Annotated in this window: 25 protein-coding genes and 1 pseudogene; 8 read left to right on the top strand and 18 right to left on the bottom strand. The window is 54.0% G+C overall.

What is annotated here, in order from left to right:
• Window positions 1-14 precede the first annotated feature (14 nt).
• The 4 genes from RC74_RS19825 to RC74_RS19810 form a co-directional block, all read right to left on the bottom strand.
• Window positions 15-1,511 carry a DEAD/DEAH box helicase gene (locus RC74_RS19825; RefSeq protein ID WP_039000525.1) on the bottom strand — a complete coding sequence of 499 codons (1,497 nt, stop codon included), beginning with the start codon at window positions 1,509-1,511 and terminating at the stop codon, window positions 15-17.
• 176 nt (window positions 1,512-1,687) lie between these two features.
• The gene (locus RC74_RS19820; protein WP_052274623.1) at window positions 1,688-2,491 is read right to left on the bottom strand and encodes a hypothetical protein; all 804 of its coding nucleotides are present in this window, start codon (window positions 2,489-2,491) and stop codon (window positions 1,688-1,690) included.
• Between the two features lie 121 nt (window positions 2,492-2,612).
• Complete coding sequence (locus RC74_RS19815; protein WP_039000524.1) at window positions 2,613-4,220, bottom strand: peptide chain release factor 3; 1,608 nt, start codon at window positions 4,218-4,220, stop codon at window positions 2,613-2,615.
• Window positions 4,221-4,290: 70 nt separating this feature from the next.
• Window positions 4,291-5,361: a Hint domain-containing protein gene (locus RC74_RS19810; RefSeq protein WP_052274622.1), complete on the bottom strand. Its 1,071-nt coding sequence runs from the start codon at window positions 5,359-5,361 to the stop codon at window positions 4,291-4,293.
• Window positions 5,362-5,590: 229 nt separating this feature from the next.
• Between RC74_RS19810 and RC74_RS19805 the strand changes: the two genes are divergently transcribed.
• The 7 genes from RC74_RS19805 to RC74_RS19775 all read left to right on the top strand — a co-directional run bounded on the left by RC74_RS19805 (window position 5,591) and on the right by RC74_RS19775 (window position 11,947).
• Window positions 5,591-6,370, top strand: a complete 780-nt coding sequence (locus RC74_RS19805) for an SDR family oxidoreductase (protein ID WP_039000523.1) — start codon at window positions 5,591-5,593, stop codon at window positions 6,368-6,370.
• Between the two features lie 143 nt (window positions 6,371-6,513).
• Window positions 6,514-7,896, top strand: a complete 1,383-nt coding sequence (locus tag RC74_RS19800) for an SLC5/6 family protein (protein ID WP_039000522.1) — start codon at window positions 6,514-6,516, stop codon at window positions 7,894-7,896.
• Between the two features lie 93 nt (window positions 7,897-7,989).
• Window positions 7,990-9,063 carry an ABC transporter ATP-binding protein gene (locus RC74_RS19795; protein WP_039000521.1) on the top strand — a complete coding sequence of 358 codons (1,074 nt, stop codon included), beginning with the start codon at window positions 7,990-7,992 and terminating at the stop codon, window positions 9,061-9,063.
• Between the two features lie 206 nt (window positions 9,064-9,269).
• Window positions 9,270-9,488 carry a twin-arginine translocase TatA/TatE family subunit gene (locus RC74_RS19790; RefSeq protein WP_039000520.1) on the top strand — a complete coding sequence of 73 codons (219 nt, stop codon included), beginning with the start codon at window positions 9,270-9,272 and terminating at the stop codon, window positions 9,486-9,488.
• Between the two features lie 35 nt (window positions 9,489-9,523).
• Window positions 9,524-10,192, top strand: a complete 669-nt coding sequence (tatB, locus tag RC74_RS19785; RefSeq protein ID WP_039000519.1) for a Sec-independent protein translocase protein TatB — start codon at window positions 9,524-9,526, stop codon at window positions 10,190-10,192.
• The gene (gene tatC, locus RC74_RS19780) at window positions 10,189-11,115 is read left to right on the top strand and encodes a twin-arginine translocase subunit TatC (protein ID WP_039000518.1); all 927 of its coding nucleotides are present in this window, start codon (window positions 10,189-10,191) and stop codon (window positions 11,113-11,115) included. Before tatB ends, tatC begins: the two co-directional genes overlap by 4 nt.
• Entirely contained in the window at window positions 11,108-11,947 is an 840-nt protein-coding gene (locus RC74_RS19775; protein WP_039000517.1) for an ATP-binding protein, read from the top strand. The genes tatC and RC74_RS19775 overlap by 8 nt, the downstream gene beginning before the upstream one ends.
• Window positions 11,948-12,019: 72 nt before the next feature.
• On the opposite strand, the gene RC74_RS19770 is transcribed toward RC74_RS19775, so the two are convergent.
• The 4 genes from RC74_RS19770 to RC74_RS19755 form a co-directional block, all read right to left on the bottom strand.
• Window positions 12,020-13,231: a peptidoglycan DD-metalloendopeptidase family protein gene (locus RC74_RS19770; RefSeq protein ID WP_082802373.1), complete on the bottom strand. Its 1,212-nt coding sequence runs from the start codon at window positions 13,229-13,231 to the stop codon at window positions 12,020-12,022.
• Window positions 13,232-13,309: 78 nt separating this feature from the next.
• Window positions 13,310-13,951, bottom strand: coding sequence for a protein-L-isoaspartate(D-aspartate) O-methyltransferase (locus RC74_RS19765; RefSeq protein WP_039000516.1), 642 nt, complete (start codon window positions 13,949-13,951; stop codon window positions 13,310-13,312).
• A complete protein-coding gene (surE, locus tag RC74_RS19760; protein ID WP_039000514.1) occupies window positions 13,948-14,736 on the bottom strand; it encodes a 5'/3'-nucleotidase SurE in 789 nt (262 codons plus the stop codon). The genes RC74_RS19765 and surE overlap by 4 nt, the downstream gene beginning before the upstream one ends.
• Before the next feature lie 176 nt (window positions 14,737-14,912).
• Window positions 14,913-15,593, bottom strand: a complete 681-nt coding sequence (locus RC74_RS19755; protein ID WP_052274627.1) for an SDR family NAD(P)-dependent oxidoreductase — start codon at window positions 15,591-15,593, stop codon at window positions 14,913-14,915.
• 106 nt (window positions 15,594-15,699) lie between these two features.
• Here RC74_RS19755 and RC74_RS19750 point away from each other — a divergent pair, with 106 nt between their 5' ends.
• Window positions 15,700-16,296: a biotin transporter BioY gene (locus tag RC74_RS19750; protein ID WP_039000513.1), complete on the top strand. Its 597-nt coding sequence runs from the start codon at window positions 15,700-15,702 to the stop codon at window positions 16,294-16,296.
• Window positions 16,297-16,461: 165 nt separating this feature from the next.
• Here RC74_RS19750 and RC74_RS19745 read toward each other — a convergent pair whose 3' ends face one another.
• The 10 genes and pseudogenes from RC74_RS19745 to RC74_RS19700 all read right to left on the bottom strand — a co-directional run bounded on the left by RC74_RS19745 (window position 16,462) and on the right by RC74_RS19700 (window position 25,643).
• Window positions 16,462-16,881 carry a DUF1284 domain-containing protein gene (locus tag RC74_RS19745; RefSeq protein WP_039000512.1) on the bottom strand — a complete coding sequence of 140 codons (420 nt, stop codon included), beginning with the start codon at window positions 16,879-16,881 and terminating at the stop codon, window positions 16,462-16,464.
• A complete protein-coding gene (purF, locus tag RC74_RS19740; RefSeq protein ID WP_039000510.1) occupies window positions 16,881-18,347 on the bottom strand; it encodes an amidophosphoribosyltransferase in 1,467 nt (488 codons plus the stop codon). Before purF ends, RC74_RS19745 begins: the two co-directional genes overlap by 1 nt.
• A gap of 210 nt (window positions 18,348-18,557) precedes the next feature.
• The gene (locus RC74_RS19735) at window positions 18,558-19,166 is read right to left on the bottom strand and encodes a CvpA family protein (protein ID WP_039000509.1); all 609 of its coding nucleotides are present in this window, start codon (window positions 19,164-19,166) and stop codon (window positions 18,558-18,560) included.
• A 17-nt stretch (window positions 19,167-19,183) separates the two neighbouring features.
• A complete protein-coding gene (radA, locus tag RC74_RS19730) occupies window positions 19,184-20,548 on the bottom strand; it encodes a DNA repair protein RadA (RefSeq protein WP_039000508.1) in 1,365 nt (454 codons plus the stop codon).
• Between the two features lie 13 nt (window positions 20,549-20,561).
• Complete coding sequence (locus RC74_RS19725; protein ID WP_039000507.1) at window positions 20,562-21,008, bottom strand: paraquat-inducible protein A; 447 nt, start codon at window positions 21,006-21,008, stop codon at window positions 20,562-20,564.
• 47 nt (window positions 21,009-21,055) lie between these two features.
• Window positions 21,056-21,385, bottom strand: a complete 330-nt coding sequence (locus RC74_RS19720) for a hypothetical protein (RefSeq protein ID WP_039000506.1) — start codon at window positions 21,383-21,385, stop codon at window positions 21,056-21,058.
• A 99-nt stretch (window positions 21,386-21,484) separates the two neighbouring features.
• A complete protein-coding gene (locus RC74_RS19715; RefSeq protein WP_039000505.1) occupies window positions 21,485-22,231 on the bottom strand; it encodes an ABC transporter ATP-binding protein in 747 nt (248 codons plus the stop codon).
• Window positions 22,228-23,003 (bottom strand): annotated as a pseudogene (locus tag RC74_RS19710) (MlaE family ABC transporter permease). The gene RC74_RS19715 and the pseudogene RC74_RS19710 overlap by 4 nt, the downstream one beginning before the upstream one ends.
• An 11-nt stretch (window positions 23,004-23,014) precedes the next feature.
• Window positions 23,015-24,064, bottom strand: a complete 1,050-nt coding sequence (gene alr, locus RC74_RS19705) for an alanine racemase (protein ID WP_039000504.1) — start codon at window positions 24,062-24,064, stop codon at window positions 23,015-23,017.
• Between the two features lie 70 nt (window positions 24,065-24,134).
• Window positions 24,135-25,643, bottom strand: coding sequence for a replicative DNA helicase (locus RC74_RS19700; RefSeq protein ID WP_039000503.1), 1,509 nt, complete (start codon window positions 25,641-25,643; stop codon window positions 24,135-24,137).
• Window positions 25,644-25,726 lie beyond the last annotated feature (83 nt).

The raw sequence follows: 25,726 nt of genomic DNA, 5'->3' as shown, positions 1-25,726 counted from the left end.
TTTTTGACCTTCGCTTAACTGGTCCGGCGCTCTTCAAAGCTCATAGCAATGAAGCCCGGTAGATGGTCGCCCATTCCGACAACACGGTTGTCGCGGCCGCGACCCTCACGTTGTTGGTGGTTGGCGGGCGCTTCTTTGGGGGCGCGTGGCTGTCTAGGTTTGGGCGCAGGCTGCTCTAAAGCGACGACGTTGTCGACAACAACGGGGGCTTCGGCCTCAACGGTTTGTGCAACCTCAGGGGCCGCTGCATCCGTTTTTGCACCACCGCGACGACGACGTGTCCGCTTTGGTTTCTCGGAAACCTCTGCTTCGGGTTTCGCCTCAACGGGGCTTTCGGTGGCAGCTTCAACAGGTTTTGCCATAGCTAGGGGATTTTCCATAACGGGAACGTCCATCTTTACCAACCGCAGGATGTCTTCAAAATTGCGTTCATCCTGTGTAGAGCAAATGGTGATGGCTTTGCCGGAACGTCCTGCACGACCTGTGCGGCCGATCCGGTGCACATAGTCTTCGGCGTGGCTTGGAACGTCAAAGTTAAAGACGTGGCTCACGTTTGAGATATCAAGTCCGCGTGCGGCAACATCTGACGCGCAAAGGAAGCGAATTGCCCCTTCACGGAAGCCAGAAAGTACCGCCATACGCTTGCTTTGTTCTAGATCGCCGTGAATAGGTTCCGCGTTATACCCGTGTTGCTTTAGGGATTTCGCGACAATATCCACATCAACCTTGCGATTACAGAACACGATGGCATTGGAACATGCGTCGCCTTCTTGCTCGATCAAAGCCCGCAAAACATCACGTTTTTCTTTAGCGGCGTGGTCCTTGCGACTTGGTTTGACCATCACAACGGATTGCTGAATCGTTTCGCTCGTCGTGGCCGCACGGGCCACTTCGACTTTAACGGGGTTGGACAAGAACGTATTGGTAATCCGTTCAATTTCAGGCGCCATCGTGGCCGAGAAAAACAGGGTTTGACGGGTAAAAGGGGTAAGGCTGAAAATGCGCTCGATATCGGGGATGAACCCCATATCAAGCATCCGGTCCGCCTCGTCGACAACCATGATTTGCACGCCAGTGAGCAATAGCTTGCCACGCTCAAAATGGTCGAGCAGACGGCCAGGTGTCGCAATTAGAACGTCAACACCACGGTCAATCAGTTGGTCTTGCTCCTTGAACGAGACCCCACCAATCAACAGCGCCTTGGTCAATTTTGTCCCCTTGGCGTAAATATCAAAGTTTTCGGCAACTTGTGCGGCAAGTTCGCGGGTAGGGGCCAAAACAAGGCTGCGCGGCATCCGTGCACGGGCGCGGCCTTTGGCGAGCATCGTAATCATTGGCAGGGTAAAGCTGGCAGTTTTTCCTGTGCCCGTTTGGGCGATGCCCAAGACATCACGCCCTTCGAGTGCTGGAGGAATCGCACCTGCCTGAATCGGCGTTGGCGTGTCGTAACCCGCAGCTTCAATAGCTTTGAGAACTTTGGGATTGAGTTTTAGATCGCTAAATTTAGTCATTGATGTCCATCTATTACGGCATCGGGCCGCAAGGTTGAGGGACGCCTGCTACAACGCGTCCCAGCGTTCAAGAGCCGCAGAATGCGGACTGCACTTGCCAATAAACCAGATTGGCGCGCGGGTCAATGAAGGCGACGAATTTGCGGCAGGTTGATGCCACAAGTGCAATAATTACATCACGTATCCGTGATTGTTTCGTTATTGCTCGGGCCTTTCCGACTCGCTGCGCGACGATCCCGTAAAATCCGAAACCGCGAAAATATCGATTTATTAGTGGAAATCAGTCGATTAAGCATCGTGTGGCACAAATCTTCCATGATCGGATCGTCGCAGGCATTTAGGTAAAGCTTGCCGAGCAATTGTTGATCGAGATCACCGCCAGCGATGGCATATTTCGACATTCCAAGGGGAAGCTTAAGGTTTTTATCCATCCGAAAGGGATGTGGCTTGTCGGGAGCGAATCCGGCGTGGAGGCGTTCGCTCTCATACAGTTTGAACAAACCGAAGAGCATTTCCAGATTGCTCCCGACCTTGATTTGTGTGGAGTTTTCGCCGTGGTCGCCGAAGGTGGTTGCGGCAGAAATGAGCCAGCGCATGTTGAGCTGCGCGATCAAAAGCGGGCGATAGTCCCGCCATAATATATGAAACAAAGCGATTGTTTCAGGGGGCGGGGCGTCGCGCCGTAAGCACGCGATACAGAGGCCGTGGACCACCAAAATTTCCGATTTTCCCTCGAACTCCTGGCTAAACTCAAGCTGTTTGGACCATAGATCAACAATGGGCCGCCGATCCCGCGCTTCGGGCTTAATATAGGGGCCAGCGGTAACTGTTTTGGCCACAGTTTCCGGAAGATTTGCCGCCGCATAGGGCAAAATTCCAGTGATGTCCGAGTATTGCGTTCGGTGGGCCGAAATTTTTCTGAGTACGCCCTCAAACCCCAATGGATAGGCCCCATTTGGATTGCTGTCGGATCCGGTCATAGTGTCTCCTTGAGGGCGAACTTTGGGTCGAGCCAAGCAGAAATACACGCATGATGCAAATTCTTTCACCCCGAAATTATCGCGCAGTGCCCCTATAAATGCAGGCAAGAATATCCATAGATTAGACCATCATTTCTTTGGTTGCCGTCAACGTAACGTCAGGGTAGTCGCGCCCAATACGGTCGATATCCCATTGTAAACGCGTCAGGAAAACAATGTCACCGTCGTGATCATGTGCGATATGCTGTTTGTTGGCGGCTTCGAATTTCTCAATTGCGGCTTTTCCACCCGTGGCCCATCGAGCGCTGGTGAATTGGGACGGCTCAAAGCGCACAGGGAGGCCGTACTCAAGTTCTATGCGACTGGCTAGAACTTCAAACTGAAGGGCGCCAACAACACCGACAATAAAGCCGGAACCAAAAGCGGGTTTAAACACTTTTGCGGCGCCTTCTTCGGCAAATTGCATGAGGGCTTTTTCAAGGTGTTTGCCCTTCAGTGGATCGCCCGAGCGCACGCCTTGCAAGAGTTCGGGGGCAAACGATGGGATGCCCGTGGCGCGTATGACTTCGCCTTCGGTGAGCGTGTCGCCGATACGCAGTTGACCGTGGTTGGGAATGCCAATGATGTCGCCCGCCCAAGCTTCCTCGGCTAATTCGCGGTCAGAGGCGAGGAAGAGAACGGGGTTTGAAATAGCCATCGGTTTTTTGGTGCGTACATGGGTAAGCTTCATGCCGCGTTTGAAATGACCCGACGCAAGACGCACAAAGGCGACGCGATCGCGGTGTTTCGGGTCCATATTTGCCTGAACTTTAAACACAAATCCGGTAACTTTTTTCTCTTCTGGGTGAACCGCGCGAGGACTGGCGGCTTGGGGCTGAGGTTCGGGACCAAATTTCGCGATACCGTTCATCAGTTCTTTGACGCCAAAACTGTTGATGGCGGAGCCGAACCAGATCGGGGTCATGGTTCCGTCGAGCATGGCCTGATGATCAAACGCGGGCAGCAAAGCGCGCGCCATTTCGATTTCCTCGCGGAGTTTTTCTAGCAATTCCGCAGGGACGTGTTGCGCAAGTTGTGGGTCGTCGAGACCGTTGATTTCAATGCTCTCGGCGACTTTGTTGCGGTCGGCGCGGTCCATAAGTTCCAAACGATCCTGCAGAAGATCGTAACAGCCCAAAAAATCGCGACCGGACCCGATGGGCCAACTTGCGGGACACACATCAATCGCGAGGTTTTCTTGGATTTCATCTATGATATCAAATGTTTCGCGGCTTTCTCGGTCCATTTTGTTACAGAACGTCAGGATCGGCAGGTCGCGCATCCGGCAGACTTCGAACAGTTTCTGGGTTTGGCTTTCGATGCCTTTCGCGCCGTCGATGACCATCACCGCAGCGTCAACGGCCGTTAGGGTACGATAGGTGTCTTCTGAAAAATCACTGTGGCCAGGTGTGTCGACCAAGTTGAACCGATAGGGGCCAAAATCAAAGGACATCGCCGAAGCGGAAACCGAAATCCCGCGGTCTTTTTCCATTTGCATAAAGTCGGAACGTGTGCGGCGCGCTTCGCCCTTGGCTCGCACTTGGCCCGCCATTTGAATCGCACCGCCAAACAGAAGAAACTTCTCTGTGAGGGTCGTTTTCCCAGCGTCGGGGTGCGAAATGATCGCAAATGTACGGCGCCGAGCGATCTCGGGCGGTAAATTGCTAGCGGAGGCGATGATATCTGTCATTGCGGCGGTATAGCTTGGCGATCACAGGCGTGCAATCGAAACGCGCATGGGCATGTCGGGGAAATGTACCTTATGACCCAAGGGATGAACGGCGAAGGCGCTCGGCGGCGTTGTTCTCTGCAAGGTTTGCGCGTGTGACTTCAATATCGCGATGCAACTGTTGGGGATGACTGACGATTTCCCGCTCCAGACGTTCTGCGAGGTCGGGCGGTAAAACAGCGGTCGTGCGTTTGGAAAAGGGGAGGCTTTCGGCGGCAATGCCTTCGGCATAAATAATCTGGTGGTGATCGAAGAGGATTTGGAAATGCTCAACAAATCCGCCTTCAAGGACCTTCACGGTCTCCCCATTCACCAAGTCGCTGGCACGAACAAAAATTTCTGGGCGGCCAAGCTTTAGGTCGTCACGCCGCTGGTAAATAAACAACCGGTGATTCGGACTGACGTGAAGGTCGTTTTCGTTATTGAGCGCGCCTGCCTTGATGACGATGGGGGCGAAATCTCCTACTGCGCGACTGGTGTGGCTGCCGATCCAGCGAATGACTTGAGGGCCGTTGTCACGGGTCAAAATACGGTCTCCAATACGTAGGTTTTCGATTGGATTTTGGCGGCCATCGGCCATTGTAATGTGGGTTCCGCGCATGAACGAGACACAGGCGACTTCGGCGAGACGTGTACGTGCAGCATCAGGATCAACCCGCATTAGCCGGTATTCGGTTTGCCGTTTTAGCGACGAAAGCGGTAGCAAATAGACCGCATCCAGCGCGTTTTCCGAAGGGTCGACCTCGGCTAAAACGAGGGCTTCGATGGTTTCTCCGCCCTGTGACATAAGGGTGATCGCGCAATCAAGGTGAAGTTGAAATCCAGCGGTGCCCACCAAACTGTTTGTCGACACAATAAAACTGTTTGTCGACACAATAAACGGTCCGCTTTGCGACTCCGTGACGGTGATATTTGATTCACGGGCGTCCATGGCAAGGCTATAAATATCATCCAAACAGAGGTCGTCCGCATCGGCCAGATCATCGCCAAGATTTGCCCCGTGAAAAACCTTAAAATCCGACGCCAAATAGACGGGTAGATCCCGAATATGCGTTGAAGTAACGCTCTGTGCCGTGAAGTTTTTCGGAGCCGTGATCGTCATAGTCGTGTCGTCCAGATTTGGGGCACGCCTCTTGGGCGGTGCTCCTAGTTAAATTGGTTCTAGTTAATAAGTGTTCAATAGAAGGGGCAACATTAAGGCAAAGGGTGTGAAAAGGCTCGTTTTTTTTCCTTTCAATGGGAGGTTGTTACGTATTTTCAGGGGCTGACCTTGGCTTCCATCTTTTGTGGAACCTGATAGGAATTAGAAAAGCAACAAAGGGAGTGACGATATGGACATGGGAATTGCAGGAAAACGGGCATTGGTTTGTGCGTCCTCCAAGGGTTTGGGCAAAGGCTGCGCCGAGGCTTTGGCGGCGGAAGGTGTTGATCTTGTGCTCAACGCGCGCACCGTCGGCCCACTGGAAGAAACCGCGCAGAAAATTCGCGACACCTATGGGGTTAAAGTCATTGCGGTTGCAGCCGATATTACCACCGACGAGGGGCGCGCAAAGGTCCTTGCCGCGGCGGGGCACGTCGATATTTTGGTGACGAATGCGGGCGGGCCACCTCCGGGGACTTGGTCCGACTGGGATCGAGAGGATTTCGTAAAAGCGTTGGATGCCAATATGTTGACGCCTATTGCTTTGATGAAAGCGCTCTTGCCAGCGATGATCGATCAGGGATGGGGGCGGGTTGTCAACATCACGAGCCAGTCGGTAAAATCACCAATTGCCGCGCTTGGATTGTCCAATGCGGCACGGGCAGGATTGACCGGCTATGTTGCGGGGACATCGCGCCAAGTGGCCCCTTCGGGCGTGGTGATTAACAACCTGCTTCCGGGTATTCACGCAACCGATCGCGCGGTTTCGTTGGACTCGGGTGTCGCAAAGGCGCAGGGCATTTCGATGGAGCAAGCGATCGAAGCCCGCTCCGCAGGAATTCCGGCGCGTCGTTACGGAACGGCGGGTGAATTTGGCGCAACTTGCGCATTTATGTGCAGCCAATATGCGGGGTATATGATTGGCCAAAACATCCTTTTGGATGGCGGCTCAATGAACGCAACAATGTAAAAAAAATGACGTAAACGGGCCAAAATTTGGGTCACGTTTGCGTCAGACTGCCCTTTTTGGGGTCGTGCCCCCGTCCAAAATAGTGATTTGGTCTTTCAGGAGCAAAGATTTCCCACACTGGGTTTCACGAGATTGGTATACACATGCAAGCTTACTGGATTATTGGCGGATTTGGCCTTGTCGCTTTGGCGAGCCTTCTTGTGGCGCCCAAACGCGCGACTGTTGAGGGATTTTTTCAAGGGCAGATCGGTGGCGCATCGCCCGGTCTTTGGACGCTTGTTCTCTCTCAGGTCACCACGTGGATTTTTGCACGCTCCCTGATGAATTCAGCCATTTTGGGGTATTTTTACGGGATGGCCGGAACCATGGCCTATGCTGCGTATTACCTGTCGTTTCTCACTGGCGGATATGTGGTTGGGCACTTGCGGGGAGCGGGGGCTGGGTCGGTTCAGGACTGGCTGGCGGCGCATTTTGGCGGCACGGGAACCAAATGCTATAACGTGGTTATTGCGCTGCGTCTTTTGTCCGAAGTTTTCGCCAACCTGCTGGTTATCGGGCTTGTTATCGGTGCCTTGATGCCCGATGTCGTCAATGCGCCGAGAGCGGCGATCCTCCTCGTTTCTATCCTTGGGTTAGCCTATTCCGCATGGGGTGGCCTTTCGGCAGCTCTGCGCACAGATGTGTTGCAAATGCTTGTGTTCATTGTGGTTTTTACCGTAGCCTTCATCGCACTCATTTTTCAACCCGACTTTTCTCTCGCCAAAATCGTCTCAAGCACTGGCACGTCGGGCAGCTATAACGGCTGGATCCTTATGGCGGTCGCGGCCCTTCAGGTGTTCTCCTACCCGATCCATGACCCTGTAATGATGGATCGCGGATTCTTGGCCGATGAGCGCATAACCAAAGCTTCCTTTCTGCACGCCTTTTGGATTTCGAGCCTCTTTATTATTGGGTTTGGGATGTTTGGTATTCAAGCGGGGTTGATGGGCGCGGAGTATCAAGGCGAGTTGCTGGGCACTTGGGCAGCAATTTTCCCTCAAGGGATTTTTATCGCCCTAATGTTGTCGCTGCTGATTTCCGCGCTCTCGACTCTTGATAGTGCACTGGCTTCTGCGGCGCGTCTCACGGTTGAGGAGTTGAAAATCCTGCCGCGCAGTTTAGCGGGGGGGCGCTTGGCGATGGTCGTCTTTATGGTGCTGGGGGCGGCTCTTACGCTTTGGGGAAACAGCAGCCTGTTCGATGCCGTTGCCGTCTCGGGAACCGCGTCGATGTTTTTAACGCCAATCCTTCTTGTTGGTTTGATTTTCGGACGGCCCATCGCCCTGTGGTCGTTTTTGGTTAGCTATGGCGCAGCGCTTCTTGGGGCGGCGCTGTATTTTCTGCGGGCCAACGAAACTGTCGCGATGATCCTCCCCGAAGGGCATAAATACGAACAGCTCTTGGTGATTTGCATTGTTGTTCTTGTGGTCGGATTTGTCGCAACCTTCCTTGGGATTGAACGCGGTCAAAGGGTTGCCCAGCCTTAGCCACACTGTTATCTGACATAGAATTGGTCTTCTCGACCGTTTTCCTCAGGTTAAGGCCGCTCAGTGACGCTACTATCGCCCTCCAAAATCGAAATGGAAACACCACGCCTTGAAATTCGCCGGATTTCGCGGGCGTTTAGCGGACGTAATGTGGTCGATGATGTGTCGCTCAAGGTGATGCCGGGGCAGGTGACTTGCCTGCTTGGTCCATCAGGATGCGGAAAATCAACTACCCTTCGGATTATTGCTGGCGTTGAAATGCAGGACCGAGGCGAGATTTACGTCGATGGCAACCTCGTGTGTGATACGATTTATCGTGTGCCGCCAGAAGGGCGTTCTATTGGCCTGATGTTTCAGGATTTCGCGCTGTTTCCGCATTTAACCGTCGCCAAAAACGTAGCCTTTGGCCTAACGGGAACCCGCGACGAAAACATGGCGCGGGTTGAGGAACTTTTGGCGCGGGTGGGGTTAGGGCACTTTGCTCAAAGTTATCCGCACGAGCTTTCGGGCGGCGAGCAACAACGGATTGCGCTTGGACGTGCCCTTGCGCCACGCCCGTCGATTATGCTGATGGATGAGCCGTTTTCAGGCCTTGATAACCGATTGCGCGACGACATTCGCGACGAAACACTCGCGGTCCTCAAGGATGAAGGCACCGCCGTTTTGCTGGTCACGCATGAACCCGACGAGGCCATGCGTATGGCCGACGAAATCGCTCTGATGCGCGATGGCCGGATAGTCCAACAGGGCGCGCCCTATAACCTATATAACAGCCCCTTTGATCTTGAAGCAGCGAAGTTCTTTAGTGATATCAATGTAATCCGTGGCGAAGTTCAAGGTGCCCTGTGCGATACACCTTTCGGTCAATTCCTCGCTCCCGGAAAGCCCAATGGGACCGTGTTAAATATCGCAATTCGGCCACAACACCTGCGCATCGATTTTGATCGCGCGGGCCGTGGTCCAAACCCCACGACCGTTGACGGCTCACCTGCGCGCGGTATCGTGACCCGCGCGAGGTTTATGGGGCGAGAGAGTCTTGTGGAATTCAAGATGGACTATGATGATTCCATTTTGAGCGCGACTGTACCGTCCGTTTTCTTGCCAAAAGAGGGCACTCCCTTGTGGTTGATGATCCGTCGGGACCGTTGTTTCGTGTTCAACGCTTAAAAGTGATGCGCCTTGAAGTCCCCTCGAAATCGCCAATAGCTTCTATTTGGACGCAAATTGGTGTATTCTGCGACAACGCGCCCACCGAATAATCACAAAAACATGGCCTCTGCGTGCATTTGGGTATTTGAAACCGCGCGTTTAACCAATACATACAGTAGGGAAACAAGGAAGGTGAGCCGGTTGGCGCACCAAAGGAGTACAAAATGCTAAATAATATTGGCCCAATGGGTCTCGTTCTTATCGCCGTTGTTGTGTTGGTTCTCTTTGGCCGTGGTAAGATTTCGTCTTTGATGGGTGAAGTTGGCAAAGGCATCACCAGCTTCAAAAAAGGCATCAGCGAAGGCCAGAAAGAACTTGCGGACTCAGTCGAAGAGCCACGTGATATCACACCTGAAACTGAGACAAAAAAAGACGAAGCCTGAATTAGTCAGAGCAAACGCAGTTAGGGTCGTTTCAGATGTTTGATATTGGTATGACCGAACTGTTGGTTGTGGGGGTTGTGGCGTTGATCGTCGTGGGTCCCAAGGACTTGCCCGGGATGTTTCGCACCGTGGGGCGGTTCACGGGCAAAGCGCGCGGTATGGCGAAGGAATTCCAACGCGCGATGAACGATGCTGCGGATGAGGCCGGCGTGGCCGATGTTGCAAAAGACCTCAAAAACGTGACGTCCAAGAAAAACCTTGGCTTGGACGCGCTTGAAGACGCGGCCAAAAAGTTTGAAGACTGGAATCCAAAGTCTAATAGCTCGGCAGCTACCAAGCCGGGTGTGAAAACCGCAGAATTCACCCCAGAGCGTGCAGAGAAGGCCGAGAAAATTCACAAAGCAATGGCGGACAAAGCGACCGAGCGCCACGCAAAGGAAGCGGCGAAGGCTGCGAAAGCGGATGTTGCTGATCCCACTGTGAAGACCGCCACAAAAGCGCCTGCGAAAAAAGCGGTTGTCAAAAAGGTGCCTGTGGAAAAAACGGCGGCCAAAAAGCCAGCAGCGCCAAAGGCCACTCCCAAAACGGCTACAAAAACGACGCCGGTGAAAAAAGCCGCGGCACCAAAACCGACAACCAAAGCTCCTGCCGCCAAGAAAACAGCCGCTAAAAAAACCACCAAGAAAGCAGATCCTAAAACATGAGCGAAAACGTCGAAGACAGCTCCGCCCCGCTGATCGAACACCTCGCAGAGTTGCGCACGCGTTTGATTCGTTCTGCTGTCGCTTTCATTGTGGCGATGCTGTTTTGTTTTACCTTCGGCTCACAGCTTTTAGATTTCTTGCTAAAGCCAATCGAAGAAACCATGCGCCAACTTGGCGATCCAAATCCCGCGATGCAATACACGGCGCCACAGGAGTATTTCTTTACGCTTGTGCGGCTTTCCATGGTGTTTGGGTTGGGGCTTTCCTTCCCGATCATCGGCACGCAGTTGTGGCGTTTTGTGGCGCCCGGCCTTTATAAAAACGAGAAGAACGCGTTTCTTCCGTTTCTATTGGCGTCGCCTGTTATGTTCCTCCTTGGGGCAGGGTTCGCGCATTATGTCGTGACGCCGATGGCGATGAAATTCTTCCTTGGCTTCGCGGATGCTACGTCCATTTTGGGGTCGGTGGTTCCGACCGATGGGGTCCCTGTTCCGGTTGATCCCGATGCTGGAATCAAGATCAATTTCAATGGTAAAGTCAACGAAACCCTTGATATTACATTGAAAATGATCGTGGCTTTCGGCCTGTGCTTCCAACTTCCGGTCCTGCTGTCGCTTATGGGCAAAGCGGGCCTTGTGTCGAGCAAAGGCCTTGCCAGTGTGCGCAAATACGCCGTTGTGGGCATCCTTGTGCTCGCGGCTCTCGTGACGCCGCCCGACGTGATCACACAGGTCATTTTGTTTGTTGTGGTCTTTGGCCTTTATGAGGCTTCAATCTGGCTCGTGTATTGGATCGAAAAAAGACGCGAAGCCAAGCTGAAGGCCGATGGGCTTTGGGATGAGGACATTCACGGCGACGGTAATTTTGGGGTCGATGACGAAGAGACTCCGCCAGAAGACGATGGGAAAGCGGCTGATGAGTGAAATACTCCTAACACGGATTGCTGAGGCGCTGGAACGCATGGAGCCAGCGCCGGTTGCCGCCCCAGATTTCACGAAGGCCGATGCTTTTGTGTGGCACACAGAGCCAAATCGGTTTTCACCCGTGGAGAAGGTCAGCCGTGTGCAGCTTGATCTCTTGGTTGGCATCAATCGCTCGCGCGATACTTTACTTGAGAATACGTTGCAATTTGCGCGCGGGTTGCCAGCCAATAATGCGCTCCTTTGGGGGGCGCGGGGCATGGGGAAATCCAGCCTTGTGAAGGCGATCCACGCCGAAGTTTTGCGCCAAGGGCACGACCTGAAAATCGTTGAAATTCAACGCGAAGACCTGCCTTCGATTGGGCATCTCTTGGCCTTGATCCGTGATGCTGATGCGCGGTTTTTGATGTTTTGCGATGACTTGTCGTTCTCGCATGACGATCAACATTACAAATCTCTGAAGGCAGTTTTGGACGGGGGAATCGAAGGACGGCCAGATAACGTTGTGTTCTATGCCACGTCCAATCGCCGCCACTTGATGCCGCGCGATATGATCGAAAACGAGCGCTCCTCCTCCATCAGCCCGTCAGAAGCGGTTGAGGAGAAAGTCTCGCTTTCGGATCGCTTCGGGCTGTGGCTTGGTTTCCATCCCTGCTCGCAAGACGAATATCTTGAGATGATCCGTGGCTATTGCCGCGCGCACGGGATTGAAATTGACGAAGAAACCCTCTGGGCGGAGGCCATCGAGTGGCAAGCCACGCGCGGAAGCCGTTCGGGGCGGGTTGCTTGGCAGTACTTCACTGACCTTGCTGGGCGTCGCGGAATTTCGCTCTAGATACCGAAAAATGGCACAAAAAAAACGCGGCTCCAAAAGGACGCCGCGTTTTTTGTTTCTAACCCTCTGACCTTAGCTGACAAAAGGCGTAGGATCGACGCTGTCGAATCCTTGGCGTACCTCAAAATGCAGGAATGCAGGGTTGCCTGCCCGCATTTTAGCAATGTTTTGGCCGCGCGTTACGGTCTCGCCTTTTTCGACGGTAACCCCGTCAACATTTGCATAAACCGTCAAAAGCCCATCCGCGTGGCGAATAACAACGATGGTTACACCTTCGGTGTCCACGGTCACGGCGGCCACTTTTCCTGCCTCCGCCGCTTTAATCGGCGTGCCGACGGCGGCGGAAATATCGATCCCGTCGTTTTTACCTTTTTGGTATTCGCGGATGATTTTCCCGCTTACCGGCATTTGCAATCTCGTCGCCTTTTCGGACGCTGCGGTTTGCTGTGCGCCCATATCAGGTGAGGCAGGCGTTGGCACGACGGCCGCGGCGACAAGGGGCGTTTCAGCGGGAAGCGCTACGGCGGCACTCGGTGGCAAGGGCGTTACTGAGCCTTGACCGGGTTGGGTTTCGACGGCAGAAATCGTAACGATCTCTTCTGCTTCGGCGTCCGGTAGCGGAATGAGCAAATATTGACCTTCGCGCACGGCAAGATCGCTGCCGAGGCCGTTCCATTCCGTCAGCGAGCGCACAGAAACATTATACAGGCGCGCCACGGAATAGGCCGTTTCCCCTCGTTCGACTTTGTGACGGACGGGTTCTGCTACCTTGGCGGTGGCGGGTTGAGCGGGCGTCGAGGCCGGTTTTATGGGCGTTCCTGCGCGGTCGATCGCGTCACCGGCCAAAGTGGTAATATCTATCGCGCCTGAAGTGATTGTTGACGAGGTGGCGGGTTCAGCAACCCGTTGTGGGAGCGCCAGAAGTTCGCCTGAGCGCATTTGAGTGCTCGGACTTACGCCATTGTATTTCGCCAGTTCATTTTCATTCAAACCCAAACGTCTGGCAATATCGGCAACCGTTTCGCCCTTGCGCGCCAAAACCACTTGATAGCTCGGGTAGGAGACAACGCCGCGTGCATCCGGTTTTGGTGCAGGCTCCGTTGGACGGGTGGATTGGGAGGTGGTCGTGAAGGAATTACCGAAATTGCCACGCAAATCAGTGTCAAAGCCGTCGCTACAAGCGGTCACCGCAAATAGGGCACTCGTTACGAGTAGAGTGCGAGACGCGGTGCGCGCGTTGTGAAAAAAAGGCACCGAATAAGGGTGGGTGGGAAATTTCTGCATGGTTCGTCCTCAACTGCCTTTGCCCGTTTGGCGGGCTTATTTAATCTCTTATACACGAATTTAAACGGGTTTGCAGGCCTATTCTTCGTCGCCCAACCCTTCGAGCAGTGGAACAAAACGTACGCCGCGTAATTCCTCGTAATCAAAACCCGTTTCAGATCGTGTGACTTTGATCAAAGTTTGCACGGTGTCGGATTGCCCGACGGGAAGGACCATAATTCCACCGACGCGCAATTGTGCCAGCAGGGGCCCGGGAGCGTCCTCGGCGGCGGCCGTGAGAAGGATACGATCAAACGGGGCGTGGTCTTCGAGGCCGCGGCTGCCGTCGGCGGTGAATGTAATTATGTTGCCGATGCCCATTTGCGCAAAGATGTCTTCTGCCTCGCGCACCAAGCGACGGTGCCTATCGACGGTGTACACCCGCCTCGCCAATTGACTGAGAATAGCGGCCTGATAGCCAGAACCCGTGCCAATTTCGAGAACTTTGTTACGCGGCTGGACGTTTAAGGCCTGCGTCATCAGGCCCACGATCGAGGGTTGGCTGATCGTTTGGCCACAGGCGATGGGGAGGGGCATATCCTCATAGGCGCGATTCGCGAAAACCCCGCGCACAAAGGGACCGCGATCAATGGTTTCCATGGCCGTCAGGACGCGTTTATCCGTGACGCCTTTTGAGCGCAGTGCATAAAGAAACTGCATTTTGCGCTCGGCTAAACTCATGTGTCGATAGCGTCTTTAAGGTCTTGCAGGACGTTATGGGCGGTCAAATCGGCGCGCATCGGGGTAACCGAAGTATAGCCCGCGAGATTGGCCGATGCATCGGTGCCTTCGCCCGTCTCGACTTGCTGATCGCCGCCTTTAATCCACAGGAATCGGCGGCCAGATGGCGACAGATGCGGCTCTGCAGAGAAGCTCGTCCCTTTGCGAAACCCTTGGACAGTTGTGCGAATGCCTTTGACGTCGGCTGCCGCGAAGGGCGGGAAATTAACGTTGTAAAACAGGCGGTAATCGGCGGTATCCTTAGGCGCGGCCTTGAGGATCGCGCGGATTGTGTCGGCGCCATGACTTGCGGCGGCCTCAAACGGATTCGCGAGTGTCGCGTTCGCGGAGCCAAAATATTGCGACAAAGCGATAGCAGGGATGCCTTGAAGCGCGGCTTCCATCGCGCCGCCAATTGTGCCCGAATAAAGGGTGTTTTCAGCCGCGTTATTGCCACGATTCACACCAGACAACACAAGGTCGGGCCAATTGTTGGGCATGACATCATAGAGCGCGGCGAGGACACAGTCGGCGGGGCTGCCTTCGGTTGTGTAATTGCGTTCGCCCAGTTTCGCCATGGCCATAGGATTGGTGTAGGAAATCGAGTGGGCGACGCCGGATTGCTCGAAGGCGGGGGCGACGGACCAAACCTCACCCTTTGGGCCTGCAAGCTCGGTTGCGATACCATGCAATACCCGCAACCCCGGGGCGTTAATACCATCGTCATTCGTGATTAAAATGCGCATTCAAAGGTTCCAGTCTTCTTGTTTATAGTCCTAGTGCAGGCAGGCACACAGGTAAAGAATGCACTAAGATGCGTTATGTTTTTCTAACTTTTTGCAAAAAATACGTGCATTTTTGACTCGCTTTGGGCGATTATGATCGCAAAATAACGAAGATTTTAGGGTTCGATGCTGTTTGGCTATTTTAAGAGGTCCATAACACGGGCGGCTTGCCCCTCCGCATCCATAAGTTTTGTGCGATCTTCACCAGGGAAAAAGCGCGCTCGCAAGCTCGAAGGCATGGGGGCGGGTTGGTGAATGATGACTTTGGGGCCGGTTTTGACGGTTTCGGCTTGCCAGCTGCGCACAAGGGCCATTTGTGCGGCTTTGCTTGCGCCGTAGCTACCGAAAAAGCTTTTGCCAGCGGCATCATCGTCAAGGAAAACCGCTTTGCCGTCGGGGGCCACCGAAAGAAGCGGCGCGACATAGGTAATCAAACGCTGAGTCGCTGTCAGGTTGCAAGCGATGGATTTATCAAAATCTTTGGTGTCCACATGGCCGGCAGGGGCCAGAGGCGCGCCGTGAATGGCGGTATGAACCCATGTATCAATGTGGCCCCAACGCTCAAATATCGAGAGGCAAAGATGTTGCATTGCCCCTTCGTTGGTTACGTCAAGGGGGGCCAAGGTTGCCGCTCCGCCTTGGGCTTGAATGCGATCATCCAACTCCTCCAAAGCGCCCGTCGTGCGGGCTACGGCCACTACATGGTGCGTTTTAGCGAGCGCCAAAGCCAGTGCTGCGCCAATGCCACGGGACGCTCCGGTTACAAGAGCGATTTTTACAGGAGTGTCTGGGACGGGGTTTTGCGATATATCGGTCATGCTTTCATTTCTCACTTGCGTCTCTTTCATGCAAGGGGTTCCTTGACTTTTGCGGCATATTGCCCAAAAAGCGTACTTGAGAGCATGTATCCAAGGAGACCCCAACATGACATTAACCAAAGCCCTGATCGGTTCCAATTCCCTCGCAACCAAAGGGATGATGGTCCTGTTCGGTTCTGCATTCATCGCATTGGCGGCACAAATTTCCGTTCCAATGTTACCTGTTCCGATGACAATGCAAACCCTTGCGATTATGATCGTTGGTTTGACTTTCGGCTCCCGTCTGGGCGCTGTAACGTTGCTTGCCTACCTCGCTGAAGGCGCTTCTGGTCTGCCTGTCTTCGCGCACGGTGCTTCAACCCTCGCATTTGTTGGCCCAACCGCTGGCTTCCTCGCTGGCTTCGTTGCCATGGCATTCCTCGCAGGCCTCGCCGTCGAAAAAGGCATTGCCAAAAGCTTCGTTAGCACAGCTCTTACCGCCATCGTTCTTTCCGCGTTCATCTACATTCCAGGCGTTGCTTGGGCTATGTGGATTGGCGAAGTTGCGGGCCTTGACGCTGCTAAATGGGGTGCGGATAGCTTCGCTTCCATCTGGAAATGGTACATGTCGCCCTTCCTTATTGGTGACGTTGTGAAAGCGGTTATCGCGGCTCTTGTCGTGACGGGCGCATGGAAAGTTTTGGACGCACGTAAAGCGAAATAAACACTCCAAAATCAATACCTTGAAACGCCGCCTCGGTCCCCGAGAGCGGCGTTTTTCGTTGCACTCTCATCGTGCCTGCCGAGCATCGCGAGGCTACGCCCAACAGGAGGTAACCCCCGCAGGGGTTTTGCTCTTGGCGGGAGCATTTCCTTTTTTTTCTGGAGCTTATGGGGTCTCGTGAAGCGCCGTGAGGGCGGCCTCGCACATACCATATTCAAGCCACTGACAGCCGGCGCACACCTGCTTCAAGCTACCCACGGGGACGTGTTTTTTAATCCGTGCCTTGGCTTCGCCCCACGTCAAAACCTCATTGGCCGACAATTGAAGCGCGGCAGCGTGGCTGCGATCCAACGCCTTGATCTTGGGTTGATTGCTGCACAGACGGCCGCGGCGTTTGGGGCAGGGGCCGCAGATATCATCGGTCATCCCTACGGTCTGAATCTGCCGCTCATCGCCGCCCTCTGCGCGCAATTGGTCCACAACAATGGCGTGCATGTTTTCGGTAAAGCTCTCGGAATAGCCTTTGCCCTGAAATCCTAGCGCGCACAAAAAGTGGTGCGGGCGGAATTTCAGGGGGGCATTCATTATTCAGCAGCAGTTTTTAGGGTAAATCCTTTGGCCATCATATCGGTCGGGCGCACGGGATATTCGCCCGAGAAACAGGCGTCGCAATATTTGGGGGCTTTGGCATCACGGCCCTCGGGAACGCCCGCTGCACGATAAAGACCGTCGAGTGTAACAAACTTGAGGCTGTCGACACCAAGGTGCACGCGCATCTCTTCTTCGTTCATATTCGCGGCCAGAAGCTTGTCGCGCTCAGGGGTGTCTACCCCATAAAAACAAGGCCACATTGTCGGCGGCGAGGCGATACGGAAGTGGACTTCAGCAGCACCAGCATCCAAAATCATCTGCTTGATTTTGCGGCTTGTGGTGCCGCGCACAACTGAGTCATCCACCAAAATTACCCGTTTGCCCTTAATGAGCGCGCGGTTGACGTTGAGTTTGAGGCGCACACCCATGTTGCGGATTTGCTCGCTGGGCTCAATAAACGTGCGCCCCATGTATTGGTTACGGATGATGCCCATCGCATAGGGAATACCGCTTTCTTTTGAGTATCCAATCGCCGCAGGGGTACCTGAATCGGGCACAGGGCACACAAGATCTGCGTCAACAGGCGCTTCACGGGCCAGTTCTACACCGATCTGGTGGCGCGTTTCATAGACCGAACGCCCGCCTAAAATGGAATCTGGACGGCTAAAATAGACATGTTCGAAAATACAGAACCGTGAAGGCTTTTTCTCAAACGGGTGATAGCTTTCAACACCGTCCTCGGTGATGACAACCATCTCGCCGGGCTCAATCTCGCGAATGAAATCAGCGCCAACAATGTCGAGCGCACAGGTTTCGGAACTCAGCGCCCAGCCGTCGCCCAACTTACCCAAAACCAGCGGGCGCACACCAAGTGGGTCGCGCACACCGATTAATTTGGTGCGTGTCATTGCCACAACGGAAAACGCGCCCTCGACTGATCGGAGCGCGTCTTTCATACGTTCGGGAATGTTGCGTTGCATCGAACGCGCCATCAGATGGATGATACATTCGGAATCAGACGAACTCTGGAAAATCGAGCCGCGTTCAATCAAATCGCGTCTTAGGGCATCGGCATTGGTGATATTGCCGTTATGCGCAATCGCTGCTCCGCCCATGGAAAACTCACCAAAGAAGGGCTGTACGTCGCGGATGGCCGTGGCCCCCTTGGAGCCCGAAGTGGAGTAGCGCACATGGCCAATTCCGATGGGCCCGGGCAGGGTTTGCATCACAGAATGAGAGGTGAAATTGTCGCGAACATAGCCAAATCGACGGGCGGAGTTAAATCCGTGTTCGTGATCGTGGACAACAATGCCACCGGCTTCTTGACCGCGGTGTTGTAGAGCGTGCAAGCCGAGTGCAACGAAATTAGCCGCATCGGCAACGCCGACGACGCCAAAAATTCCGCATTCTTCTTTTAGCTTGTCGTCATCGAACGGGTGGCTGGGGGGCATATCGCGCATTGGCAGGTGGCTCCGATTCCATAGCTTTGGTTCTTCGACCCCCTCTTACGGGAGCCAAGCGGGGATGTCATCCGTCGGATGATAGGAAATTGTCATATTTTTGATAAAGAGCGTGGCTTTTGTCGGTTTGCCGTTGATTGGGCGAAAAAATGTAAAAAGGCCGCCCCAAAAGGAGCGACCTTGATGTCAAAGGATGCCTGAAAAACAGGCTTATTCGGCGGGAACCACTTCTGCAGGAGCCGCTTCAGCAGGTACGATATCTGCTGGCGCTTCGCAGAGTGCGAGGTAGGAATTGACGCGTGACTGCAACCAGCCCGGAACATCGTCTGGTACATTTTCACCGACTTGTCCCACAAGGGAGCTAAAAATCACGGCACTGCGGCTGTTGTCGACGACTTCAAACGTTTGATCCGTAACCGCCCAGTCGTAAATAAAGAGCGACACCACAACCAGCAGAACACCGCGCGCCGCGCCAAAGAGAAAACCGATGCCTTGGTCAAGCCCGCCCAAAATGCTGCGTTGGACCATACTCGAAAACAGCGGGGTGAAAATCGCCATGACGACCAACCCAATGACAAGCACGATGACAAACGCCACCATCAGTGACAATTCGCATTGTCCGCCAATCATGTCCTTCAGGATGGGAATTTCGCGCACCAAAGGCTCAACCTTAGGGGCGAAAATATAGGCCACAATTGCCGCAACCACCCAACTGGCAATCGAAAGCGTTTCGCGAACAAAACCACGGGAATACGCCAATACCGCCGAGAGGATAATCACAATGGCTACGACGCCGTCTACTATGGTAAAACCTTCCATATCTTCTCCTGTTGGGGTTAAGAATCCCCGAATACGTCTTTTACGAAAGTGGTAAGATCGGACACTGTGCTGATCTTCATTCCCGTCTGATCTAGTTTTTTCCCACCCGAAGGCATGATAGCTGAGCTAAAACCAAGTTTCTCGGCTTCTTTCAACCTGTTTTCCGTTTGTCCAACGGGTCTAAGTGCCCCTGATAAGCTAATTTCGCCAAAAACCACAGTGTCAGAGGGCAAAGAATGATCTTCGCGCGCAGAAAGTAGCGCCGCCGCAACAGCCAAGTCGGCCGCAGGTTCGGACACGCGCAGCCCTCCCGCGACGTTTAAGTAAACATCCAACCCCGTAAACGGCACGCCGCAACGTGATTCTAGGACGGCCAAAATCATCGCCAAACGGCTCCCATCCCAACCCACAACCGTGCGGCGGGCTTGGGAATGTGGCGAGGGCGCGACGAGGGCTTGCAGCTCAACGAGCATCGGGCGGGTGCCTTCGATGCCGGAAAAAACAACTGACCCCGGTGCGGGGTTTTCACGATCGCCCATAAACAGCGCCGAGGGGTTTTTTACTTCCGCCAAGCCCTTGCCCGTCATTTCAAAGACGCCGATTTCGTCCGTCGGGCCATAGCGGTTTTTCACGGCGCGCAGAATGCGGAATTGATGGCCGCGTTCGCCCTCAAAGTACAAAACCGTATCGACCATGTGTTCAACCACGCGGGGGCCAGCGATTTGGCCGTCCTTGGTGACGTGGCCCACAAGAATCACCGCCATGCCTTTGCGTTTGGCAAAAGTGGTCAATTCATGGCACGCCGCGCGCACTTGGCTCACAGAGCCGGGCGCGGAATCGACATTGTCAGACCACATGGTTTGAATGGAATCGATGATCGCGAGGTCGGGTTTTTCAATCTCAAGCGTTGTGAGAATATCGCGTAAATTGGTTTCAGCAGCGAGCTTGACGGGGGCTTCTTGGATGCCCAACCGTCGCGCGCGCATCCGGACTTGAGCACTGGCTTCTTCGCCTGAAACATAGATGGTTTTCAGGCCAGCACGTGCAAAACTCGCGGCGGCTTGCAACAAGAGGGTCGACTTACCGATACCCGGATCGCCGCCCACCAGAACTGCGCTCGAGGGCACTAAACCTCCGCCCAACACACGGTTTAACTCGCCGGATCCTGAACGGGTGCGCTTGGGGGGATCTTCTTCGGTTGCAAGATCAAACAAGGCAATAGGACTGCCACGTTTTGCGCCAAGGGATTTGCTGGGCGGACCAGAAGAAAAGGGTATTTCCTCGGAAATCGTGTTCCATTCCCCGCAGGAATCACATTTTCCCGACCACTTGGTATAAGTTGACGCGCAGGTTTTACAGACGAAGTTTTTGGTTTTTGCCATAAGGGGTTATTGCCTAAGCCGCGCGCTTTTCCAAGCTCTCAGTTGCAAAAGAAATCGCAAAACTCGCGAGAACGCATCCGGTGAAGGCATAGAGGCCCCAGCCTGTCTCGACCCGCCCAACTCCGATGCCTTTGACCACCACAATATAGAGCGCGAGCAGGAAAACATCAGCCATCGCCAATTTCCCAAGAACGCGTAACGCAGGGAGGACACGTCGATCCAAAAGATCAAACTGCACAAGCGCCAGTCCGACGGTTTTGAGGTAGGGGGCCAAAAGCGCGAGGACCGTCACCAAAAGGGCAAGAAACATGTCCGTCTTCCACAGGCTTTGCAGCCCCGAAACGACCGATATTTCCGACAATCTGAACAGTGGAAGCAAGCCCGCTCGCAAAAGCGGAGCAAACCACGCGATTGGAAAGGCAATAAGCAACAAAAGGTTGGCAATACGCAGAACTTTCATACGCGTAGAGGTCGCAGCTTACCGCAGGCATTTCAAGAGGTGCTCTGCTAAATCGAGAATTCGTGCTCGTCTGACGGACGTTTATGCGATGAAGCGTAACGACGGGTGGAATTGTTGCGCCGATTGCAAAACGCCACGGTCGCAATCCAGAAAACCACAGGGGTGGTGGCAACAGCAAAGGCTTCAATAGGGAGGGACGTCGCCAACAAAATATCTCGACCAATATACACCGTCACATAGGCACCCCATGCGACGTTAATAATATATACGGCCCAGTGATCGCTACGGGAATGCAAAACGCGGCGCGCTGCAAAATAGGTCACAATCGCGGGAGCAGCGACAAAAAACAGCCTGAGATAAAGTTCGGTGATCGTCATTTTTAAGGCCTCCGTTCTAGACTCTAACCCAGTCTGAATTTGGCTAATCTTCCCTAACAAATGGTTAAGGGTCTAGATAAATTTTGAAATTTATTGGCCCTATCGAACAGATTCGATAGGGCCATGTGCGCTGCCGCTGATAAATTGGGTGAGATAAGGATCGTCGCTTTGATCCATTTGCGCGACCGGACCTGTCCATTGAATAACGCCATTATGCAGCATGGCAACTTTGTCGGCAATGGCGCGGACGCTGGACATATCGTGGGTGATTGTGATCGCGGTTGCCCCCATTTCGACAACGATTTCACGTATCAACTCGTTGATAACACCAGACATAATTGGATCTAGACCCGTCGTGGGTTCGTCAAAGAAGATAATCTCGGGTTCGGCGGCAATTGCACGCGCCAAGCCCACACGTTTTTGCATGCCACCTGAAAGTTCAGAGGGAAAAAGATCGGCCACATCGGGGGAAAGGCCTACACGACGCAGTTTTTCAATGGCAATTTCGCGGGCTTCGGCTTTTGGCCGTTTTAGGCCGCCGCGCAAAAGGCGAAACGCCACATTCTGCCATATAGGCATAGAATCAAAGAGCGCGCCGCCCTGAAACAACATGCCAAAACGCGCAAGGAAAGCATCCCGCTCGGCGGTTTCGACGTTTTGCCCGTCCACGATGATCTCACCAGAATCTGGGGTGACAAGCCCAAGGATGCATTTGATGCATATGGATTTTCCCGTTCCAGAACCACCAATAATGACCATGCTTTCACCGCGCGGGACCTGTAAGTCGACACCGCGCAATACTTGGTTGGAATCAAAGGTTTTATGGATTTTTGAGAGCGTAATCATATGGTGAAAAACACGTTTGTTAGGAGGAAGTTTGCCGCCAAAATTAACACGGCCGCGGCTTCGACTGCACCTTTGGTTGCGCGACCAACCCCTTGAGCCCCGCGACCGGAATTCATACCATAGTAGCATCCCATTAAAGCGGAAATAACTCCGAAAGCCGCACCTTTGACGAGGGAAGAAATGATGTCCAGTGGTTCAAGGAAATTCATCGTATTATGGAGGTAGGCGGCGGAATTGAACCCCAAGCTGCCGGTTCCAATCAAGTACCCCCGAAAATGCCGATGATATCGCCCACCGCCACAAGCAACGGAACGGTAATCAACGCAGCAACCACCCGAGGTACAACAAGATACTTAATCGGGTGCGTCGAAAGCGTCACAAGGGCGTCGATTTGTTCGGTCACCCGCATGGTGGCGATCTCGGCGGCAATCGAGGAGGTCACGCGTGCGGCGATCATAAGGCCGACCAAAACGGGCCCTAGTTCACGCACCATACCGATGGCGACAATTTGCGGAACGACTGCTTCGGCCGAAAACCGTGCACCGCCCGCATAGATTTGCAACGCCAAAGCCCCGCCCGTGAAAATCGCAGTCAATCCAACGACGGGAAGGCTTAAATATCCAATATTCAGAAGGGATTGCAGGAGTTCTTTAACGTAAAATGGCTGGCGAAATGTATGACCCGCAACTTGGGATGCAAAAATCGACACTCGTCCAATGGACGCCATGAAGCCCATGGCCGCACGCCCCAAGGCCGCCAGAGGCGAAGCCATCGCGCGCAGAATCATGAAAGAACTTCGCCATAGCGCCGCGCGTGGCGAGAGCCAAGGGAGGTCAGGATTTCATAGCCAATGGTTCCTGCAGAAAGCGCTAAGTCGTCAACGCCTTGGTGTCTGCACAGGATGTCGAGTTGATCGGGGTGTTCGGTTAAATGGGTGACGTCGACCGTGATCAAATCCATCGAAACACGGCCTACCAGCGGGCAGGGAATATCGCCAAACCAGAGGGTCGCGTTGTTGCTAAGAGCGCGTGGCAATCCGTCGGCGTAGCCCGATGATAGCGTGGCAATCCTGCTGGGAACTTCGGCCTGCCAAGTACATCCATAGCCCACGGTTTCGCCCACGTCCAAATCCCGCGTTTGAATCACGGGCAACGACAGGTGAACCACGGGGCTGGCGGCATCAAAAGGCGCACCGCCATAGAGGCCAATACCGGGGCGCACCAAATCAAAGTGGTACTCGGACGATAGGAAAATACCACCTGTGGCCGACAAGGAAAGCGGCGCCTGCACACCTTCTGTCATGGCGCGAAAGTTTTGCAATTGTGCATCGTTCGCCGAGTGATTTGGCTCGTCGGCGCAGGCCAAATGGCTCATCACAAGGGTCGGGGATCGCTCTAATGCAATGTCGCGCACAGCGTGCCATTCGGCGGCTTCCATGCCCAGACGGCTCATGCCCGTATCAAGTTGGATACCGAACGGCGCACCGGGCAGGGCTTCGAAATGGCGGGTCAACTGGGCCACAGAATTAAGCATCGGTGTCAGTTGCATGTCGTGAATCATATCTGTCGCGCCGGCCATATGTCCGGAAAACAAGTTGATTTTTGGATTGGGCCCAACGGCTTGCCGCACTTGGGCGCCCTCGTTGGCCGTTGCCACGAAAAAGGTGCGGGCGCCGGCATGGAGAAGAGCTTTGGCGACGCGCTCCGCCCCGCAGCCATATCCGTTCGCTTTCACCACCGCCGCCGTTTCAACCGAAGCTTCAGTGAGGGCATCGAGAACGCGCCAGTTATCTACCAGCGCGTTGAGATCAATTTTGAGTTTACCTGTCGACATGGAGATGGTTCTGACGATTGGCACACGGGCTGGCAAGGGGAAATCGAAAGGCGAGACAATGGTGCATAAATTAATAGCCGTTGGGTTCGCTTTGCCATGCTTTGACAAGATTGCCAAAGCGGGTGAACTGCCCTTCAAACGAAAGCTCGACGTGGCCGATTGGCCCGTGACGCGCCTTGCCGATAATAACTTCGGCCTTCGCATGGAGCGCATCCATTTCTTCCTGCCACGCAGCCATTTTGTCCAGCTCGTGATCGCCCGGTTTTTCGCGCTCTTTGTAATATTCTTCGCGGAACACAAACATCACCACATCGGCGTCTTGCTCAATCGAACCCGATTCCCGAAGGTCGGAAAGTTGGGGGCGTTTGTCTTCGCGGTTTTCAACGCCACGGCTGAGCTGGGAGAGGGCGATGACGGGAATATCGAGTTCCTTGGCAATGGCCTTAAGCCCTTGCGTGATCTCGGAAACTTCGTTTACGCGGCTGTCTTTGGCGGTGGCGGGGCGCACGAGTTGAAGGTAGTCCACAATCAGCACGTCCAGCCCATGCGTCCGTTTCAAACGACGGGCACGCGCCGCCAATTGCGAGATCGGCAGGGCGGGCGTGTCATCGATATAAAGCGGGCAGGATTCGAGTTTTTTGGCGGCTTCCACAAATCGGCGGAACTCTTCTTCGGTCATGTCACCGTTGCGAATTTGGCCAGACGGGACCTCCGCGGCCTCCGAAAGAATCCGTGTGGCGAGTTGTTCGGCGGACATCTCGAGGCTGTAGAACCCTACAACGCCGCCTTGAATTGCACCCTCAGTTCCGTCAGGTTTCTTGCCCTTTTTATAGGCTTTGGCGATGTTATAGGCGATGTTGGTGGCCAGTGAGGTTTTCCCCATTGAGGGGCGTCCGGCAAGGATCAAAAGGTCGGAGCGGTGTAAGCCACCCAGCATTTTGTCCATATCTATCAATCCCATAGAGATACCAGACATGCCGCCTTCTCGCTGATAAGCGGTATTGGCAACAGTTACGGCTTCGGTCACAGCCTTGAGGAAGGATTGAAATCCGCTCTCTGTTTGCCCTTGCTCGGCCATTGCATAAAGCGCCTGTTCGGCTTCAACAATCTGCTCTTTGGGTTCGCTCGCGACATTTACATTTGCCGCTTTGTCCATGATCTCGCGGCCTAGCCCCATAAGCTCGCGACGGATCGCCAAATCATAGATAATTTGCGCATAGTCGCGCGCCGCAAAGCTGGAAATCGCCGCGCCTGCAAGACGCGCCAAATACGCGGGTCCACCAAGTTCTTTGAGGCCCTCATCGTCTTCCATGAACGCCTTCAGGGTCACTGGTGACGCGTTCATATTTTTAGCAATACGGTGCGACGCGAGCTCGTAGATTCGCGCGTGAGTCGGCTCATAGAAATGCGTGGCATTGATAACAGAAGCCACGCGGTCGAACACCTCGTTGTTGGTGAGAATCGCACCCAAAAGCTGCTGTTCCGCCTCAATATTATGCGGTTGTGCACTTAACTCCGACGCTTCTGCACTCGTTGCAGGAAGCCCCGCGCCATTGTTGACTGGTACGATTTCGTTCATTTGATTCCCCGACCGGATTGGGTGTCTGCTTAGCGCAAACTTCATGGAAGTCGCAAATTGTATAAAGCTGTGGATAACCTTGA

The sequence above is a fragment of the Falsihalocynthiibacter arcticus genome, from assembly GCF_000812665.2.
Taxonomy (GTDB): domain Bacteria; phylum Pseudomonadota; class Alphaproteobacteria; order Rhodobacterales; family Rhodobacteraceae; genus Falsihalocynthiibacter; species Falsihalocynthiibacter arcticus.
The sequence above is the reverse complement of the archived record's forward strand: the minus strand, read 5'-3'. Positions and strand labels throughout refer to the sequence as shown.

Coding starts and splice junctions, on each gene's coding strand:
- RC74_RS19825 (WP_039000525.1), bottom strand. CDS start 1,511: ATGACTAAATTTAGCGATCTAAAACTCAATCCCAAAGTTCTCAAAGCT.
- RC74_RS19820 (WP_052274623.1), bottom strand. CDS start 2,491: ATGACCGGATCCGACAGCAATCCAAATGGGGCCTATCCATTGGGGTTT.
- RC74_RS19815 (WP_039000524.1), bottom strand. CDS start 4,220: ATGACAGATATCATCGCCTCCGCTAGCAATTTACCGCCCGAGATCGCT.
- RC74_RS19810 (WP_052274622.1), bottom strand. CDS start 5,361: ATGACGATCACGGCTCCGAAAAACTTCACGGCACAGAGCGTTACTTCA.
- RC74_RS19805 (WP_039000523.1), top strand. CDS start 5,591: ATGGACATGGGAATTGCAGGAAAACGGGCATTGGTTTGTGCGTCCTCC.
- RC74_RS19800 (WP_039000522.1), top strand. CDS start 6,514: ATGCAAGCTTACTGGATTATTGGCGGATTTGGCCTTGTCGCTTTGGCG.
- RC74_RS19795 (WP_039000521.1), top strand. CDS start 7,990: ATGGAAACACCACGCCTTGAAATTCGCCGGATTTCGCGGGCGTTTAGC.
- RC74_RS19790 (WP_039000520.1), top strand. CDS start 9,270: ATGCTAAATAATATTGGCCCAATGGGTCTCGTTCTTATCGCCGTTGTT.
- tatB (WP_039000519.1), top strand. CDS start 9,524: ATGTTTGATATTGGTATGACCGAACTGTTGGTTGTGGGGGTTGTGGCG.
- tatC (WP_039000518.1), top strand. CDS start 10,189: ATGAGCGAAAACGTCGAAGACAGCTCCGCCCCGCTGATCGAACACCTC.
- RC74_RS19775 (WP_039000517.1), top strand. CDS start 11,108: ATGAGTGAAATACTCCTAACACGGATTGCTGAGGCGCTGGAACGCATG.
- RC74_RS19770 (WP_082802373.1), bottom strand. CDS start 13,231: ATGCAGAAATTTCCCACCCACCCTTATTCGGTGCCTTTTTTTCACAAC.
- RC74_RS19765 (WP_039000516.1), bottom strand. CDS start 13,951: ATGAGTTTAGCCGAGCGCAAAATGCAGTTTCTTTATGCACTGCGCTCA.
- surE (WP_039000514.1), bottom strand. CDS start 14,736: ATGCGCATTTTAATCACGAATGACGATGGTATTAACGCCCCGGGGTTG.
- RC74_RS19755 (WP_052274627.1), bottom strand. CDS start 15,593: ATGACCGATATATCGCAAAACCCCGTCCCAGACACTCCTGTAAAAATC.
- RC74_RS19750 (WP_039000513.1), top strand. CDS start 15,700: ATGACATTAACCAAAGCCCTGATCGGTTCCAATTCCCTCGCAACCAAA.
- RC74_RS19745 (WP_039000512.1), bottom strand. CDS start 16,881: ATGAATGCCCCCCTGAAATTCCGCCCGCACCACTTTTTGTGCGCGCTA.
- purF (WP_039000510.1), bottom strand. CDS start 18,347: ATGCGCGATATGCCCCCCAGCCACCCGTTCGATGACGACAAGCTAAAA.
- RC74_RS19735 (WP_039000509.1), bottom strand. CDS start 19,166: ATGGAAGGTTTTACCATAGTAGACGGCGTCGTAGCCATTGTGATTATC.
- radA (WP_039000508.1), bottom strand. CDS start 20,548: ATGGCAAAAACCAAAAACTTCGTCTGTAAAACCTGCGCGTCAACTTAT.
- RC74_RS19725 (WP_039000507.1), bottom strand. CDS start 21,008: ATGAAAGTTCTGCGTATTGCCAACCTTTTGTTGCTTATTGCCTTTCCA.
- RC74_RS19720 (WP_039000506.1), bottom strand. CDS start 21,385: ATGACGATCACCGAACTTTATCTCAGGCTGTTTTTTGTCGCTGCTCCC.
- RC74_RS19715 (WP_039000505.1), bottom strand. CDS start 22,231: ATGATTACGCTCTCAAAAATCCATAAAACCTTTGATTCCAACCAAGTA.
- alr (WP_039000504.1), bottom strand. CDS start 24,064: ATGTCGACAGGTAAACTCAAAATTGATCTCAACGCGCTGGTAGATAAC.
- RC74_RS19700 (WP_039000503.1), bottom strand. CDS start 25,643: ATGAACGAAATCGTACCAGTCAACAATGGCGCGGGGCTTCCTGCAACG.